The organism is Actinacidiphila polyblastidii (assembly GCF_036353415.1).
GTDB classification, from domain to species: domain Bacteria; phylum Actinomycetota; class Actinomycetes; order Streptomycetales; family Streptomycetaceae; genus Actinacidiphila; species Actinacidiphila polyblastidii.
Map to the genome: position 1 here is coordinate 1 of NZ_JAZEWV010000019.1, position 16,888 is coordinate 16,888.

A 16,888-nucleotide genomic window follows, 5' to 3' on the forward strand; every position below is an offset into this window, starting at 1 on the left:
CCCCCCGCGGGGGGGCGGGGGGGCGGCCCCGCTTCCGGCTAGTCCTTCAGCAGCGTGAAGTCGCTGGTGGTCGTCGCCCCCTTCTGGATCCTCACCGTGGTGGTGGTCGGCTGGTAGCCGTCCTTCGCCACGATCAGCTGGAGCGGGTTGTTGCGGACGTCCAGCCACAGCGCGTAGCCGCCGTCCGGGGCGGTCTTGAGGGTGTAGTGGGTCGCCCAGGTGTTGATCTGGACGGTGGCCCCGGCCAGCGGCGCGCCGCCGGACGCGGTGACCGTGCCGGTGATCTTCCCCCAGGTGGCCGGCGGTTTCACGGTCAGCGAGACGCCGATCGGGTCGAGCCGGTAGGGCGTGTCACTGCCCAGGCCCAGCGAGGCGGTGTACGTGCCGGGCTGGCTGATCTCGGGCGCGGACGCGTCCAGCGTGACGGTCAGCGTGGCGGTGGCTCCCGCCTGCACGGTGACCGTGTCGGCGCTCTCCGACAGCCAGCTGACGTCGGCGGACTCCGTCTGGTCGTAGCCGGGCAGCACCTCGGAGGTCTTGGCGGGGGTCTGTCCCGCCAGGCCGCCGACGGAGTAGAAGCCGGTGCCGCCGCCGCCGCGGTAGAGCGAGGCGTTGGCGTTGGGCAGCGCCGTCCAGGTGTTGTCGGTGGGCTGGTAGGCCCAGGTCTGGTTGGTGAGCGCGGCGCCGCTGTTGATCGCGCCGCCCTTGACCAGGAGCAGGCCGTTGGCGGCGGTGTACGCCGAGCCCCACGCGTCGGTCGGCTGGTCCGCGATCGGCGACCAGGAGTCGGCGGCGGGGTCGTAGACGTAGGCGTGGGTGATGCTGCCGGCGTCGGTGGTGCCGCCGGAGCAGTACAGCTTGCCGGTCACCGCGCCGCAGGACTCCCAGGCCACCGCCTCGGGGTAGGCGGCCGCGGACGACCAGCTGCCGGCGGACGGGTCGTAGACGGTGACGTCGGTGGTACCGCAGGCGGTCGCGGTGCAGCCGCCGACGGCGTACAGCTTGCCGTCGAGCACCGCGCTGGCCGAACCGGCGTACGGCTTGGGGCTGTTGGCGCCGGTGCTCCAGGTGTTGGAGGCGATGTCGTAGATCTCCAGCTTGGCGTCGGGCGCCCCGCTGGCGCCCCAGCCGCCGGCCGCGTAGAGCTTGCCGCCGATGATCCCGTGGGCCGGGGCCTCGCGGGTGTCGGCGGCCGAGGCCAGCTTGGTCCAGGCGCCGCTGTCCGCGCTGTACGCGTACAGGTCGCTGGTGTCGTTGACGCCGGTGAAGCCGAACGCCGAGTAGACGGTGCCCTGGTAGGCGGCCACCGCGTTGTCGCCGGTGGCGACGGGGAGGTCGGGCACCGGCTGCCACGCGGCGCCCGCGTCGCCCTGCGCCTGCGCGGCCGCGTCGGTGGTGGCGCGGCCCGCCGCGGACCTGGCGCCCGCCTTCGCGCCGTGTGCCGCCAGCGAGTGCGGCGAGAACGCGCCCTTGACCAGGTTGAGCGGGGCGCCGGCCTGCTGGACGACGACGCCGCCGGGGTTCTCACCGAGCGTCAGGGTGGCCGGCGCGGTGCCGGTGTTCTTGACGGTGACGGTCTGCGTGGCGCTCTTGCCCCAGGCCACCGTCTTGGCGATGGACGCCGGAGTGACCTTCAGGCGACCGGCCTTGAGGGACAGGTTCCGGCCGACGGTGCCGTCGGCCGGCACGTTGGCGGTCGCGGTCGCGGAGGTGTAGTGCGAGGCGGCCGCGGTCACCGGGTGCTTGCCGGTCAGGTGCGAGAAGATCCAGTAGAAGCCGTCGCCCAGGTTCGGGTCGTCCGGCGTGGCCGTGGTCGTGGCGTGGTCGGCGGGCGCGTCGGTGCTGGTGACGGTCGCGCCGTTCACGCCGGTCGTGGTGTTGGCGTCGGTGACGTTGCCGACGATCAGGCCGCCGGGCACCGGGTCGTAGCTGCGCTGGCCGACGAAGACGTCGTCCAGCTCCCACCAGTAGGCCCAGCTGCCGGTGTAGTGGAAGCGCAGCCGGACGTCGCTCTTGCCGGCGTAGCCGGTCAGCGGCAGGTCGACGTGGGCCGGGCCGGTGACGGAGGTGGTGGTCTTGTGCCAGATCGTGCTCCAGGTGGCGCCGCCGTCAGCGGAGACGTCCACGTCCGCCGCGGAGTTGGTGAACTCCTTGTAGTCCGTGTCGAAGCCGAGGATCGGGTTGGCGTCGGCGCTCAGGTCGTAGGACGGGGAGAGCAGCGAGCTGTCCTGGTGCAGGCCCTGGCCGATGTCGTCGCTGTCGATCATGGCGAAGCCGCCGCTGCCGCCGGTCTTGTTGCCGCGGGCGCCGGGGTCGTCGAAGGTCCAGCCGCCGGTGGTGCCGCCGGCGTTGGTCACGCTCCAGCCGGTGGGCGGGGCGGTGGTCGCGGTGAACGGCTCGGTGGTGCCGGTCAGTTCGACCGCGTAGCCGGGCGCCTGCGTGGAGTTGGCGTCCACCGGGACGGCCGCGTTGACGGTCTGCGCGGCCGCGCCGACCTGCACGGTCTTGGCGAGGATCTGGTAGCCGGGGTAGTTGGCGGTGAAGTGCAGCGTGTAGGAGGTGTTCTGCGGCAGGGTCAGCGAGTAGGCGCCGGTGACCGGGTCGGTGAAGACCGGGCCGCCGGGCACGCCGTCCGCGGTGACCTTCGCGTAGAGCGGCCAGCCGTGTCCTGAGCCGTCGGTGACCTTGCCGGAGACGGTCTGCCGCGGCACGGAGTCGAGGGCGAAGGACTCCGTGACGGTGGCGCCGTCGGCCAGCACGACGCCGGGCACGGTGCTCGTGGTGTAGCCGTAGGCGCTCGCCGTGACGTCGTAGCCGCCCGGCGGGATGTCCAGCTTGTACGCGCCGGTGGCGTCCGAAGTGGCGCTGTGGTCGCCGGCCTTGACGGTCGCACCGGCGATGGCGGCGCCGGTGCCGTGGTCGGTGACCTTGCCGCTGATCACGCCGTGCGGGCCGCTGCGGAAGGCGTCGAGGCCGTGCGGGGTGCCCAGGCCGGTCGGCCCGTCGTAGCCGGGTCCCGCGGTGCACAGTCCGGCCGGCGTGCAGCTGCCGTTGGCGCCGGTGGTCACGTCGTTGAGGGCGCCGGGCTGGGTGTACGGGTAGGCGTTGGGGTAGGTGCCGGCGGCCGGGGTGCCGGCCGAGGCGTAGACGCCCGCGATGATCGGCGACGACGCGCTGGTGCCGCCGTACACCGCCCAGCCTCCGCCGCCGAAGGTCTGGTAGACGGACACGCCGGTGACCGGGTCGGCGACCGCGGAGACGTCGGTGATGGCCCGCTTCGCGCACAGCGTGTCGGTCTGGAAGGCGGGCTTGGGCTCGTAGACCGAGCAGCCGGAGCCGGGGCCGCCGTAGGAGTTGTGCCACACCGACTCGCTCCAGCCGCGGGCCGTGCCGGTGTCCTTGGCCAGGGCGGTGCCGCCGACCGAGGTCACGTACGGGGAGACCGCGGGGTAGCTGACGCCGTAGTCGTCGTCGCCGGAAGACGCCACGACCGCGACGCCCGGGTGGTTGTAGTACGGGTCCATGGCGGTGAGTTCGGAGGGGTCCTCGCCGCTGCCCGGGGTGCTGTCGTAGGCGGTGCCGTAGGAGTTGGAGACGTACTTGGCGCCGAGCGCCACCGCCTCGTCCACGGCCGCGCCGAGGTCCTCGAAGTTCGCCGAGTCCGCCTCGACCAGCAGGATGTGGGCGTGGGGGGCGACCGCGGAGACCATGTCGACGTCGAGGGAGATCTCGCCCGACCAGTCCGGGTCGGGCGTCGGGTAGTCGGTGCCGCCACGCTGGCTGACCTTGCTGAAGCAGCCGCTCGCGGAGGTGCACGCCGGAAGACCGAACTGCTGGCGGTAGACGGCGAGGTCGGCCTCCGCGTTGGGGTCGTCGTAGGCGTCGACGATGGCCACCGTCTGGCCGGCGCCGCCGTCGGCGGGCAGCGCGTAGGCGCTCTGCAGGTCGCCGGGTCCGAAGCCGTCCGGGGTGGTGGCGAGCGGCTGGACGCCCTTGTGCGCGGCCACGTCGGTGCGGCGCAGCGCGAAGCAGGCGAACTCGCCCGGCTTGGGGTCGGCGCACTGCCGTACCACGTCGGCGGAGCCGGACTTGCCGGCCGGCGCGGCGTGGGCCGCTGTCCCCGCCACGGCGAGCAGGGGCAGTTGGAGGGCCAGAGCGGCGAGTGCCGTCACGGTGGCGGCGCGCCGTCCGGCCGGGAATATGCGTCTGCGCAAGGTGGTCTCCCTTGGGCTGCACGTGGTGCGGCTCGATCGAGCCGCTGGCGTATACCTGTGCACCAGGGACACCACCGGAATCCCGGCAGCCTTGACGAGAACGCGACATCCGGACGGCGGTGGTGCGGAGTCGGCAACCCGCCAAGGGCGCGCGCTCAGACGTCGAGCCAGCCGTGCCGGGCGGCGTGCCAGACCAGTTGCACCCGGTTGTCGGCGCCCGCGGCGCGCTGCATGGCCGCGATGTGCCGCTGCACGGTCCGCACCGCGACGCCCAGCGCGCGGGCCATCGCGGCGTCCGTGCTCCCGCTGACCAGCATGCCCAGGATCCGCAGCCGCACCCCGCTGTGCGGCGGGCCGAGCGGCACCCCGCCGGCCCACAGCGACTCGAAGAGCGCGACCAGCGCGTCCAGCAGCCCGCTCGGCCCGATCTCCAGCGCGACCGGGTCCGGCGGCTCACCGTCCTCGGCCAGCGGCAGCAGCGCCACCGAGCGGTCCGCGATGCAGAGCCGCACCGGCAGCCGCTCCACCACCCGCACGTGCGCCGGGCCGAAGGTGAACCCCGCGTCGAGCCCGTCGCGTTCGACCAGCACCCGGCGGCGTACCGCCGGGTCGGCGGCCGGTTGCCCGACGCCGCCGACCGAACCGCCGCCGACCGAACTGCCGCCGACCGCGCCACCGCCGCGCGAGAAGAACAGCAGCTCCTTGCGGGCCGCCGCGTGCACCGCGTGGACGCGCCCCCGGATCGCCGCCGCGCCCTGGACCGGCTGGACGATCTCCTCGGCGCGATGGCCCTCGTGCACGCGCTGGTAGACCACGCCGAGCCGGTCGAGCAACTCTCTGCCCTGCCGCAGCTGTTCCTCGGCGCGCGACACCATCGGCAGCAGTCCGGCCTGCGGCGGCAGCGGATACCACAGGCCGTCGGCGCCCCGTTTGGCCAGGCCGCGCGCGGCCAGTTCCCCGCAGGCGGACTCCGCCTGCTCCCCCAGCACCCCCAGATGCCGGGCCAGTTCCGCCGCCGCCACTCCCCGCGTGGAGATCAGCAGCGGATAGGCCCGGTCCGCGTCGGCGCTCAACCCCAGTGCCTCAAACGGACGTTCGGTCATGATCGGGGACTGTAGTCGTCAAGTAGGCGTCAAATCCCGGGAATCCCACAGGTCACCGGTGGCCGTGGTGCAACCCTGCCACCACGGCCACCGACGGCGTACGCCCGACGCGCCCGCCGGTCAGTCCCGTTCCGCGGTCAGCGCCGCCATCTCGCGCTCCACCGCCTGCTGGTGCAGGTCCGCGTCCTCGCGGGCCTTCTTCGGGCTCCACCGGCCGGCCATCACGAACACGAACGGCAGGAACAGCACCTGGCCGCCGACGCAGATCCACCACCAGTCGCGCCACTGGCCGGGTCCGTCGTGCGCGGCCTTCTGCACCTTGGTCCCGTACTTCTGCAACACCGCGAGCTGCGGCTGCGCCTTCTGCACCACCGCCAGGTCGGCCGGCCCGACCTCCTGCACGGCCTGCGCGGTCAGCGCCGCGGGCGCCTTGCCCGGCGGGTACTTGCCCAGCTCGGCGAAGAGCTGCGGGTGGGCGCCGACCACGGCCAGCGCGGGCGCCGCCTGCGTCTGCGCGGCGGTGACCTGGCCGCCGTGGTCCACCAGCGGTGTCACCGAGGTGACCAGCACCGGGATGAAGGCGGCCGACACGGCGACGGTGATCCGGATCGTCCAGCCCCACACCGCGAGACCGGTCGCGGTGGCCGCCGGGTTGTGCTTCTCCACGGTCTCGGTGAACGACGCCATCCACGGGCCGTAGGCGATGCCGCTGAAGACGCCGATGCCGATGAACAGCCAGGCGAAGGTGTAGTAGTCGGTCGTCGGATGGGTGGCGCGGGTGGCGAAGATCGCGGTCATCACGATCGAGCCGGCCGCGCCGACGATCATGAAGGGCTTGCGCACCCTGATCCGGTCCGACAGCACGCCGACCACGACCAGTGCGATGGCGTTCGCCGCCCAGTACCAGTTGGCGACCGCGTTGGCCCGCTGCTCGCTGTAGCCGTAGGTGGTGGCGAAGAAGACCACGAAGTTGCCGACGGCGGCGAAGTACAGCAGCAGGTAGAGGGAGATGGCCAGCGCCGAGCCGGTCACGTCCAGGCGCATCATCTGCCGCCACTCGCCGCGCCGGGCGGCCGCCGGGTCGATGCCCTTGGCGCGCGCCTCGACCAGCGCGCGGTCCCGCAGCGTCACCATGATCTGGTCGCGCAGTCCTGGCGACAGCTCGCGCAGCGCGAAGAGCGCGACGACGAAGACGGCGAGCCCCGCGATGCCCGAGTAGCGGACCTCGTCCTGCCAGCTGGAGGTGTCCAGGGTGTTGCTGGTGACGGTGGTGACGACCAGGCTGCCGATCACCGGTCCCATGGTCCACGCGCCCATCGCCGTGGCCCGGCCCAGCTGGGGCGAGAAGTCCCTGATCAGCGCGGGCGTGGCGACGAGCACGACGCCCTCGATCAGGCTGACCAGCGCGAACATCACCAGGTACGCGGCCTTGCCGCCCGCGTTCGGCAGCCCGAAGAACACCAGCAGCGAGGCGATCAGCAGTCCGTAGACCACCATGTTCGCCCGGCCCCAGCGGTCGGCGAGGCCGGCCGCCAGTGAGGCGAAGGCGCCCACCGCGTTGCCGATCACCGACACCCACACGAAGTAGCGGTAGGTCATGTCGAAGTGCGTGATGATCGACGTGGCGACCGCGTACTGGATGTAGAGCATGTAGTACAGCACGACCGTGGTGATCACCACGATGGCCAGATAGCCCATCCGGCGTCCGGTCGTCGGATACGCGGGCATGTCCCGGCGGTAGAGCCGGCCGAGTACGGTGCGGGCGCCGGCGGCGGCCGGGGCCGGCCCCGGTCTGCCGTCGTCGAGTGACGTCGGGGTGGCGGACATGCGGCTCCTCCTGGAGGTGCGGGAATCCCGGCGCGGTGACGGGGAGTGACCTCGGAAACACCCGGAACCGTGCTGCGGTGTCCGAGTTGGGCAGAGGGTAGTACCGACCAGTCGGTATGCCTAGGGGGTGCGCAGCCCCGACCTGGGGGCGCAACCACCGCTGCCGCCGCGCCTGTCCGGCCGGCCGGCCGCCGCCTGCCCGCGCCCGAACGCGAGCGGGACCGGATCCGCCGCCGTGGACGGCGCGATCCGGTCCCGCGTCGATCAGCTCACTCGCCGGACGGGCCCGCCGCGTGCGGGCCGCCCGTCATGAGGCGGTGCAGGTCAGCGCCGGCACGGTGAAGGCGCTGGAGGCGGTGCCCTGGAAGCCGAAGCTGGTCGAGCCCGCGGCGGCGACCGCGCCGTTGTAGCTCAGGTTGGTCGCGGTGACCGAGGCGCCGCTCTGCTGGACGGTCGCGCTCCAGGCGCTGGTCTCCTGCTGGCTGCCGGGCCAGGTCCAGGCCACCTTCCAGCCGTTGATGGCCGTGCTGCCGGCGGTGACGGTGACCGTGGCGGTGAAGCCCGCGTTCCACTGGTTGTCGATGTGCAGGCTCGCGGTGCAGCCGCTGCCGCCGGTGCCGCCGGTGGTGCCGGAGGACGTACCGGTGCTGGTGCCGGTGCTGGTACCGGACGACGTGCCGCTCGACGTGCCGGACGAGGTGCCCGAGGTCGTCCCGGCGGACGTGCCCGAGGTGGTGCCGGCCGACGTGCCGCCGGTCGAGCCGGTGCCGCCGAAGGTGGGCGCCTTGATGCTCGTCAGGTAGCCGTCCTTGACGGTGTCGACGGTCTGCCAGTCGTCCTTGAGGATGCCGCCGGTGTCACCGGAGTCGGGGTTCCAGGACCAGAACGTCCAGCTGAAGCTGTCCCCGCCGTTGCCCGACGTCGGCAGCAGGTAGCTCACCAGGGCCTTCAGCCAGGTCTGGTCGACCGTCGACTGGAGCGTGGTGCCGAACTCCCCCACCCACACGGGTGCGATGTTCTGCTTGAACAGGTAGCCCCAGTACTTGTCCCAGATACCCGGCATGTTGGCCGGGAAGCTCGGGTCGGTGAACCAGCTCTGCTGCGCGACCGACGTGGCGTAGTCGTGCGCCGAGTAGACGACCCGGTTGGCCACCGAGAGCTGCACCGGGTACTGGCCGGCGCCCATCAGGTTGCCGCCCCACCAGCCGGAGACGCCGTTGAAGGTCTGGATGCCCTCGACGAAGATCAGCAGGTTGGGGTTGACCCCCAGGACGGCGTTGCCCGCGCGCTGGGCGGCGAGCCGCCAGTCGACGCTGGTGTCGCCGCAGCCCCAGCAGGCCGGGTCGTGCGGCTCGTTGTGCAGGTCGATGCCGACCACCGCGGTGTTGTTCTGGTAGCGGGCGGCGAGCGCCTTGAGGTCGGTGAGCCAGGTCGACTCCGGCACCGAGCTGGTGTACCAGAGCGCCGACTGGCCGCTCGCGTCCGGCCGGTGGCGGTCCAGGATGACGCGCAGTCCGATCGAGCCCGCGTAGCCGACGATCTTGTCCATGATCTGCAGCGGGCTGAGGCCCTGCAGGTCCTGGTTCATGTTGTAGAACGTGATGCTGTTGGCCGTGGCGCCGGGCTTGAAGATGTCGTCGCTGTACGGCAGCCGGATGGTGTTGTAGCCCAGCGACTTCATCTGGTCGATCATGCTCTTGTAGTCGCGCGACCAGAGCCCGTGCACCACGTTGTTGCTGGTCTCGAAGCCGAACCAGTTGACGCCCGCGATGCGTACGGGCTGGTTCGCGGAGTCCAGGATGTCCCGGCCGCTGGTGTGCCAGTAGCCGGTGCCGGCGGCCGCGACGGCGGCGGCGCCCGCCGCGTCCGGGGCGGCGGCCCGCGCGGGCGCCGCGGCGGCGCGGGACTGTCCGGTCAGGGCCAGGGCGGTGAGCAGCAGGGCCGCCACGGCCGCGGCGAGGAGGACCCGCAGCCGGCTCGGACGCGGCAGGGGACTCGTGCGGGACAGGGGACTCGGCGAGTCCGGAATGGGGACCACGGGGCGATTCCTCTCGGTGGGGGGACGGAACGCGTGGGTTCGTGGTGTGGGCGGGGCTCGGGAGCACGCATGGGAGCGCTCCCAAGCCCAACTCATGGAAGCGATCGCACACAACGGGCGTCAAGGGGGCCGACCGGCTTCAAGAGGTGAACCCTCGGGGGCCGGGCGCCCGGCGCCGCGTCAGTTAGGCTGACCTAAGTTCGATCTGGGAGGCGAGAGATGGCGGAACGTCCGCAGCGCAGGACTCCGAGGGCCACGTCCGCGACGGTGGCACGGACGGAACGGCTCACACCGCACATGGTCCGCGTCGTGCTGGCCGTGGACCCGGCCGCCGCGCTGGAGATCGGCGCGTGCACGGATCACTACGTCAAGCTGCTCTTCCCACCCGGCGGCGGAAGCCTGGCGCAGGCGTACGGCGCGCCGTACGTCGAGCCGCTCGACGTCGAGGCGATCCGGCGCGACCACCCGCGCGAGCAGTGGCCGCGCACCCGTACGTACACCGTGCGGGCCTGGGACGAGGCGTCGCGCGAGATGAGCGTGGACTTCGTGGTGCACGGCGACGAGGGGATCGCCGGGCCGTGGGCGGCGCGGGTGCGACCGGGCGAGGAGATCTGGTTCATGGGTCCGGGCGGCGGCTACGCGCCGGACGCCGCGGCCGACTGGCACCTGCTGGCCGGCGACGAGAGCGCGCTGCCCGCCGTCGCGGCCGCCGTGGAGCGGCTGCCCGCGGGCGCGCACGCGCGGGTCTTCCTCGAGGTCGGGGGGCCGGCCGAGGAGCAGAAGCTGCACACCGAGGGGGACGCCGAGATCGTGTGGCTGCACCGCGGCGACCGGCCGGTCGGCGAGGCGCTGGTCGAGGCGGTCTCCGGGCTGGAGTTCCCGCCGGGCGACGTGCAGGTCTTCGTGCACGGCGAGGCGCACTTCGTGAAGGAGCTGCGGCGCCTCCTGCGGGTGGACCGGGCGGTGCCGCGCGAGCGGCTGTCGGTCTCCGGCTACTGGCGGCGCGGCGCGGACGAGGACGGCTGGCAGTCGTCCAAGCGGGAGTGGAACGCGCGGATCGAGGCCGAGCAGGAGAGCGGGCCCGAGGCGTAGCGCCGGGGCGGGCGAGGGGCGTGGCGCCGGGGCGGGCGCGGCACGCGGGCTCCGGGGCGGGCGCCTCAGACGGACTTCTGGTAGGAGCGGAAGGTCCGCGTCGACAGCCAGACCGCCGCGACCGCGAGCGCCAGCAGCGCGCCGCCGCGGCCCAGCACCACGCTCTGGTCGGGGTCCGCGGCCATCGCCGAACGGCCGGCGACCAGCGCCCAGTTGACGGGATTGAAGTCGGCGACGTGCCGCATCCAGCCGGGCATCAGGGCGGGCGCCATGAAGGCGGAGGACAGGAAGGTCAACGGCAGCAGCAGGAAGGTGTTGATGCCGATGATGCTCTCGCGCTGCCGCACCAGCATGCCCAGCGCGTTGGAGAACGCGCCGAAGACCGTGCCGAGCAGGACGGAGAGCACGATCAGCAGGGCCAGGCCGCCGACGCCGCCCGGGTAGTGCGCGCCGCCCAGCCTGCCCAGCAGCACGATCACCACGGACTGCACCGCGGTGGAGACGCCCTGCTGCACCACGTTGCCGTTCATCAGCGCGGCGCGGCTGACCGGCGTGGTGAGGAAGCGGTTGAGCGTGCCGCGTTCGATCTCCTCCAACGTGCCCATCCCGGCCCACATGTTGGAGGACACCGCGCTCATCACGACCACGCCGGGCACCAGGTAGTCCAGATACGACCCGGCCCCGAAGCCGGGGAGTTCGACGACCTTCCTGAACAACTGGCCGAACAGGAAGAGCCAGATCACCGGCTGGACCAGGGTGATCACGACGAAGACCGGCTGCCGGACGATCGCCATCAGTTGGCGCTGCGTCATGTACCAGCTCTGCGACAGGGTCTCCCTGACCCTGCCGGGCGACTCCGGTGCGCCGTCCTCGGCTCGGGCGGGGATCGGGGTGGCGGTCATCGGGCACCTCCGGCGGCGGCCGCGGGGACGGAAGCGGTGGCGGCGGCGTCCGCCTCGGCGAACCGGCGGCCCGCGTACCGCAGATAGACGTCGTCGAGCGACGGTCGTGCGACGGTGACGGACGCGACGTGCGCGCCCTCACGCTCCAGCACAGCCAGCACGTGCGGTACGGCGGCCGGGCCGTCGTCGGCGCGGGCGCTGAGCCGGCGTCCGTCGAAGACCACCTCGCGGACCCCGGCGAAGGAGTCAAGCGCGGCCCGCAGCAACTGCGCGTCGACCGGTCCCGGCGTCTCGCGCAGCTCCATGTGGACGGCGTCGCCGCGCAGTTCGCCCTTGAGTTCGTCGGGGGTGCCCTCGGCCACCACCCGGCCGCGGTCGACGATCGCGATGCGCTCCGCGAGCCGGTCGGCCTCCTCCAGGTAGTGGGTGGTGAGCAGGATGCTCAGGCCCTCGTCGCCGGCCAGCCGGCTGATCTCCTCCCACATCGCGGTGCGCGCCTCCGGGTCGAGGCCGGTCGTCGGCTCGTCGAGGAACAGCACCTGCGGGCGGTGCACCAGGCCGAGCGCGACGTCGAGTCGGCGCTGCATGCCGCCGGAGTACGTCCTGACCAGGCGGCCGGCCGCCCCGGTGAGGTCGAAGCGCGCCAGGAGCTCGTCCGCCCTGCGGGCGAGCGCGGTGCCGCGCAGCCCGTAGAGCCGCCCCTGCAGCAGCAGGTTCTCGCGGCCGGTGGCGACCGGGTCGGCGCCGGACTTCTGGGCGACGACGCCGATCGCCCGCCGCACCCGGTCGGGGTGGCGCAGCGCGTCGTGCCCGGCGACCGCGGCGGTGCCGGAGTCCGGCCTGGCCAGCGTGGTGAGGATCTTGACGGTGGTGGACTTGCCGGCGCCGTTCGGGCCGAGCAGTCCGAAGACGGTGCCCGCGGCGACGGTGACGGCCATGCCGTCCAGGGCGGTCACCCCGCCGGGGTAGGTCTTGGTGAGGTCGTGCGCCTCGACAGCGGGCGCGTGCGTGGTCATGGTGGCGGTCCTCCGCGTACAGGGGTGTGCCGGATTGGTGGCCGGACGGCCCGCGGGGAGGAGCCGGGATATCGTGGGTGTGCCGCACCTCGATGGCCCGACGTCCGCTCCGCGCGGGTGTCCGGTGTCGCGGTTCGCGTTCCGGCGTCCCGCTGTTGCCGCAGCGGGCGCCGGACTTCGCGCTCCTTCGTCGTGTCTCGCGCGTCTGCCCGCGCGCGTCAGGGTCGGTCCAGCTCCGTGCCCTCCTCGCGGGGTGTGCCCGCGTCCCGGGGCGCGTCCTCCTCGCGGGGCGTGCCCGCGCCCGGCCCCGCCGACTCCGCGTCGCGCAGCCGCTCCTCCAAGTCGGTCCAGTCATCGGGCAGTTCGCCGGTCTCGTGCCAGGCGCGCCACTGCGCGGCGCCCGGCAGCGTGCCGCCGGCCAGCTCCGCGAGCAGTCCGCGCACCCACTGCGCCTGCGCCTCGATCATGTGCACCTGGTACTCGGTCTCGATGACGAACAGCCGCGGCAGGTCGGCGTCGAGCCTGCCCAGCACCCCGCGCAGCGCGGCCGCGTGGACCTCCAGCGCGCGCACGCGTTCGGCGAGCAGTTCGGCGACCTCGTCCGGGTGCAGCGCGCCGATCAGCGAGAGCGCCGCCTCGAACGCCGGGTACTCGCGGGCCGGCACGGCCACCAGGTCGGCCAGCCAGTCGTGCATCTCGGTGCGGCCGGCGTCGGTGAGCCCGTAGAGCGTGCGCTCGGGCCTGTTGCCCTCGCGCTGGACTCCGGCGACGGTCACGAAGGCGTGCTTCTCCAGGTTCTGGACGACGGTGTAGAGCGAGCCGTAGTTGATCTTGATGGTGTGTCCCTTGCCGCGCTGCCGCAGCAGCCGGGCGATCTCGTACGGGTGCATGGGGCGCTCGTTGAGGAAGACCATGACCGCGAGGGCCAGCGGGTTCGAGAGCCTGCGCCGCTGCGCCATGCCGTCCACCTCCTCCTCTTCCTCGGCCTCGGCCGACACCCGCGCCGGCGAACGCTCGTCACCGTATATCCGCGGCCGAATATATCGCGAGCAGGACGCGACAGCAACCACGATGTATCGCGAATTTCCGCCGCCGGGGGCGCGGTGAGGACTTCGGCCCGTCCCGGACATGGACGCGTCATCGGCACGAAACACCGCGTCCCTAATTTCTGTCGCCCGACAGGAATACGGGACAGGGGGCACCCCATGACCGCCACCGCACCATCCGACCACCTCAGGGACGATCCGCCGCGAGGCGCCGGCCAGGCAGCGGACGCCGCCGGGCTCGCCGGCTTCGGCTACCGCCAGGAACTGCACCGCAGCATGGGCCGCTACGCGTCCTTCGCGGCCGGCTTCTCCTTCATCTCCGTCCTCACCACCGTCTTCCAGTTCTTCGCCTTCGGCTACTCCTTCGGCGGCCCGCGCTTCTTCTGGACCTGGCCCGCGGTGCTGATCGGCCAGCTCGCGGTCGCCGCGTGCTTCGCCGAACTCGCGGCGCGCTACCCGATCTCCGGCGCCGTCTACCAGTGGTCGACGCGGCTGAGCAACGCGGTCTTCGGCTGGTACGCCGGCTGGATCATGGTGCTCGGGCAGATCGTGGTGGTCGCCGCCGCGGCGCTCGCCCTGCAGGTGGTGCTGCCGCCGGTCTGGTCCGGCTTCCAGCTCGTCGGCACGGACACCTCGCCGCTCTCGTCGGACGGCGCCGCCAACGCGGCGGTGCTCGGCATCGCCCTGCTGGTCCTCACCACCGCCGTCAACCTGCTCGACAACCGCGTGATGTCGCTGGTCAACCGGGTCGGGGTGACGGCGGAGATCGTCGGCGCGGTGCTCATCGTCGTGCTGCTCTTCGCGCACGCGGACCGCGGCGCGTCGGTCACCGTGCACGGCGGGGGCGCCGGCGGCGGAGCGTCCGCGCTGTTCGTCGGGGCGTTCGCCGCGGCCTACGTGATGATCGGCTTCGACAGCGCGGGCGAGATGAGCGAGGAGACCCGGCAGCCGCGGCGGGTCGCCCCCCGGACGATCCTCACCGCCCTCACCGCCGCCGGCGTGCTCGCCTCGCTGCTCGTGCTCGCGGCCCTGCTCGCCGCGCCCAGCCTCACCGACGGGCGGCTCGGCACGGACGGACTGTCGTACGTGCTCACCAGCAGGCTCGGCAGCGGGCTCGGCCGTGCGCTGCTGTGCGACGTGGCGCTCGCGGTGGCGGTGGCGACCCTGGCCATCCAGACCTCGGCGACCCGGATGCTCTTCTCGATGGCCCGCGACCGGGCGCTGCCCTTCTCCGGCCCGCTGGCCCGGGTCTCGCCGCGCACCGGCCAGCCGCCCGCCCCCGCCCTCGTGGTCGGCGGCCTCGCCGCTGCCCTGCTGCTGCTCAGCTTCGCCTCCCCCGACGCCTGGCTGTCCATCGGCACCACCTGCATCGTCATGCTCTACCTCGCCTACGCGATGGTCACCGGACCGCAGCTGCTGCGCCGCCTGCGCGGCCGGCTCCCGGCCGGCACCGACGAGTCCGGCGCGCCGCTCTTCTCGCTCGGCCGCTGGGGAGTGCCCGTCAACGTGCTGGCCCTGCTCTACGGCCTCACCATGGCTGTGAACCTCGCCTGGCCGCGCGCCGCCGTCTACGACCCCTCGGGCGGCCACTGGTACTTCCAGTGGTTCTCGCCGCTGTTCCTGCTCGGCACGCTGGCGATCGGTGCGGCGTGGCGGCTGCGCAACGCCCCCCAGGCGGCGGAGTCGGGGGCCGAAGCGGGGACCGGGGCGGGAACCGGAGCCACGGTCGCGGGCGCGGTCGCCGGGGGTGGATTCGGGGAGGGCTGAATCGATTCCGCCCACGGGGCGCGGCGGCACACAGTGAGCGGACCGAGCGGGCCTGCCGCCCGGTTCGCTCCGAGGAATCCGAGGAAAGGGGTCCCGCCGTGTCGTCCGCCGTGTCGTCCGCCGCGTCTTCAGTTGTCCCGCCCGCCGTCCCGCCCGCCGTCGAGGCGGCGCGGCGTCTTCGGGAGTCGAGTGCCGGCTTGCTCGTGCTGCCGAACGCCTGGGACGCGGGCAGCGCGCGCGTGATCGAGGCGGCCGGAGCCGTGGCGGTCGCCACCACCAGCGGCGGCGTGTCCTGGTCGGCGGGCCGCGGGGACGGTCAGCGCCTGTCGCGTGCGGAGGCGGTTGCCGCCGCGCGGCGGATCACGGCCGCGGTGTCGGTGCCCGTGACGGTCGACGCGGAGGGCGGGTACGGGCCCGCGCCCGCCGACGTCGCCGCGACCGTCGCGGATCTGGTGGCTGCGGGCGCGGCCGGGGTGAACCTGGAGGACTCCGCCGCGGTCGGCGGGCCGCTCTTCACGGTGGCGGCGCAGGCCGCACGGCTGCGGGCCGCACGGGACGCGGCCGCCGCCGCGGGCCTGCCCGGCCTGGTGGTGAACGCCCGCACCGACGTGTTCCTCTTCGGCGTCGGGGCGCCGGAGTCCCGGCCCGCGGCCGTCCTCACCCGGAGCAGGGCCTACGCCGAGGCGGGCGCCGACGGGATCTTCGTCCCCGGGCTGCGGGACCTCGACGTGCTGGCCGAGCTGTGCGCGGCGTCCCCGCTGCCCGTCAACGCGATGGCCGTGCCGGGCGGCCCGTCCGTGCCGCAGCTCGCCGCCGCCGGGGTGCGCCGGATCAGCCTGGGCACGGCGCTGGCGCAGTCCGCGTACACCGCGGCGCGCCGGGCGGCCGCCGAACTCCTGGGCGCGGGAACCCTGGAGGGGCTCGACGGGGTCCTGGACTTCGGCGAGCTGAACGCGCTCTTCGCGCCGTGACGCGGCGGGGGCGGGGGCTCGGCCGCGCCGAGGCCCCGGCCTCGGCCCCGGCCGGTCACGACGCCGTCGGGAGGGCGTCGCGCAGGGCGGCGAGGCCGGCTTCCGGCACCCCGGCGATGCGCAGCGCCGCGTCGGCGGCCGCCGAGGCGAACGCGGGCGTGGAGCGGTTGGCGAGGATGAGGCCCTCGATCAGCGCGAAGAGCAGGTCCGCGCGCAGCGCCAGGTCGGCGGGCGCGAGTGCGGAGCCCGGCGCGGTGGCCGAGAGCAGCGTCGTATAGGCCGACTTGAGCGCCGCGCGGGCCTCGCGGAAGGGGGCGAAGCGCGGCGCGGCGACCTCGGGCAGCAGATAGAGCGTGCCGAGGTTGTGCGGTCCCGTGCAGAGCAACTCGGCGTCGGACCGGCACAGTTCCCACAGCCGTGCCTCGGCCGGGCGCGCGGTGTCCGCGACCAGCGCGCGGGCCAGACCGAGCGAGGGTGAGACCGTGCCGTCGAGGAGTTCGGCGAGCAGGTCCTCCTTGCCGCCGACGTAGTGGTACATCGACGCCTGCCGCATCCCGGCCCGCTCGGCCAGCGCCCGGGTGGTGGTCGCCGTGTACCCACGGGTGGTGAAGAGTTCCGCCGCGGCGGCCAGCAACTCCTGCCGCGGAGCGAGCCCGCTCTCCGCCCGCTGCTGCGCCCGCGGCCGCCCCACCCGCCGTCCGTTGCTGCTCACCCCACGATCCTCGCACAGCCCCACCCATGCGCTCCCGCCCCGCACCTCGGGGGCCGCGATCGAACGTCGCCCCAGCTCGGCACCGCGTCACCCACCTGCGTCCGGGCAGACCCGTCGTCCCCGCCGGGGTCAGCACCCTGCGCCGGCACGTCGGCGGCTGCCTTCCCCACAACCGCAAGCCGCCCCCACCGGGCGTCACA

General features: G+C 73.5%; 11 protein-coding genes. 3 read left to right on the forward strand and 8 right to left on the reverse strand.

Going from position 1 to position 16,888, the window contains the following annotated elements; genetic code table 11:
• Window positions 1-38: 38 nt before the first annotated feature.
• The 4 genes from V2S66_RS21560 to V2S66_RS21575 form a co-directional block, all read right to left on the reverse strand.
• Entirely contained in the window at window positions 39-4,214 is a 4,176-nt protein-coding gene (locus tag V2S66_RS21560; protein ID WP_330797553.1) for a carboxypeptidase regulatory-like domain-containing protein, read from the reverse strand.
• A 155-nt stretch (window positions 4,215-4,369) separates the two neighbouring features.
• Window positions 4,370-5,317 (reverse strand): helix-turn-helix transcriptional regulator, encoded by a 948-nt coding sequence (locus V2S66_RS21565; protein WP_330797554.1) that lies wholly within the window; start codon window positions 5,315-5,317, stop codon window positions 4,370-4,372.
• 120 nt (window positions 5,318-5,437) lie between these two features.
• Window positions 5,438-7,144: an MFS transporter gene (locus V2S66_RS21570; protein ID WP_330797555.1), complete on the reverse strand. Its 1,707-nt coding sequence runs from the start codon at window positions 7,142-7,144 to the stop codon at window positions 5,438-5,440.
• A gap of 307 nt (window positions 7,145-7,451) precedes the next feature.
• Entirely contained in the window at window positions 7,452-9,092 is a 1,641-nt protein-coding gene (locus V2S66_RS21575) for a cellulase family glycosylhydrolase (RefSeq protein WP_413966454.1), read from the reverse strand.
• A gap of 309 nt (window positions 9,093-9,401) precedes the next feature.
• Between V2S66_RS21575 and V2S66_RS21580 the strand changes: the two genes are divergently transcribed.
• Entirely contained in the window at window positions 9,402-10,274 is an 873-nt protein-coding gene (locus V2S66_RS21580; protein WP_330797556.1) for a siderophore-interacting protein, read from the forward strand.
• A gap of 65 nt (window positions 10,275-10,339) precedes the next feature.
• Here V2S66_RS21580 and V2S66_RS21585 read toward each other — a convergent pair whose 3' ends face one another.
• From V2S66_RS21585 to V2S66_RS21595, 3 genes are all read right to left on the reverse strand, one after another.
• Complete coding sequence (locus tag V2S66_RS21585; protein ID WP_330797645.1) at window positions 10,340-11,086, reverse strand: ABC transporter permease; 747 nt, start codon at window positions 11,084-11,086, stop codon at window positions 10,340-10,342.
• Window positions 11,087-11,172: 86 nt separating this feature from the next.
• Complete coding sequence (locus V2S66_RS21590) at window positions 11,173-12,192, reverse strand: ATP-binding cassette domain-containing protein (protein WP_330797557.1); 1,020 nt, start codon at window positions 12,190-12,192, stop codon at window positions 11,173-11,175.
• Window positions 12,193-12,410: 218 nt separating this feature from the next.
• Entirely contained in the window at window positions 12,411-13,151 is a 741-nt protein-coding gene (locus V2S66_RS21595; protein ID WP_330797646.1) for a PadR family transcriptional regulator, read from the reverse strand.
• 246 nt (window positions 13,152-13,397) lie between these two features.
• On the opposite strand from V2S66_RS21595, the gene V2S66_RS21600 reads away from it, so the two are divergent.
• Together V2S66_RS21600 and V2S66_RS21605 are read left to right on the forward strand one after the other, a co-directional pair.
• Entirely contained in the window at window positions 13,398-15,005 is a 1,608-nt protein-coding gene (locus tag V2S66_RS21600; RefSeq protein WP_330797558.1) for an amino acid permease, read from the forward strand.
• Between the two features lie 197 nt (window positions 15,006-15,202).
• Window positions 15,203-15,976 (forward strand): isocitrate lyase/PEP mutase family protein, encoded by a 774-nt coding sequence (locus V2S66_RS21605; protein WP_330797559.1) that lies wholly within the window; start codon window positions 15,203-15,205, stop codon window positions 15,974-15,976.
• 55 nt (window positions 15,977-16,031) lie between these two features.
• Here V2S66_RS21605 and V2S66_RS21610 read toward each other — a convergent pair whose 3' ends face one another.
• Complete coding sequence (locus V2S66_RS21610; protein WP_330797560.1) at window positions 16,032-16,688, reverse strand: TetR/AcrR family transcriptional regulator; 657 nt, start codon at window positions 16,686-16,688, stop codon at window positions 16,032-16,034.
• Window positions 16,689-16,888 lie beyond the last annotated feature (200 nt).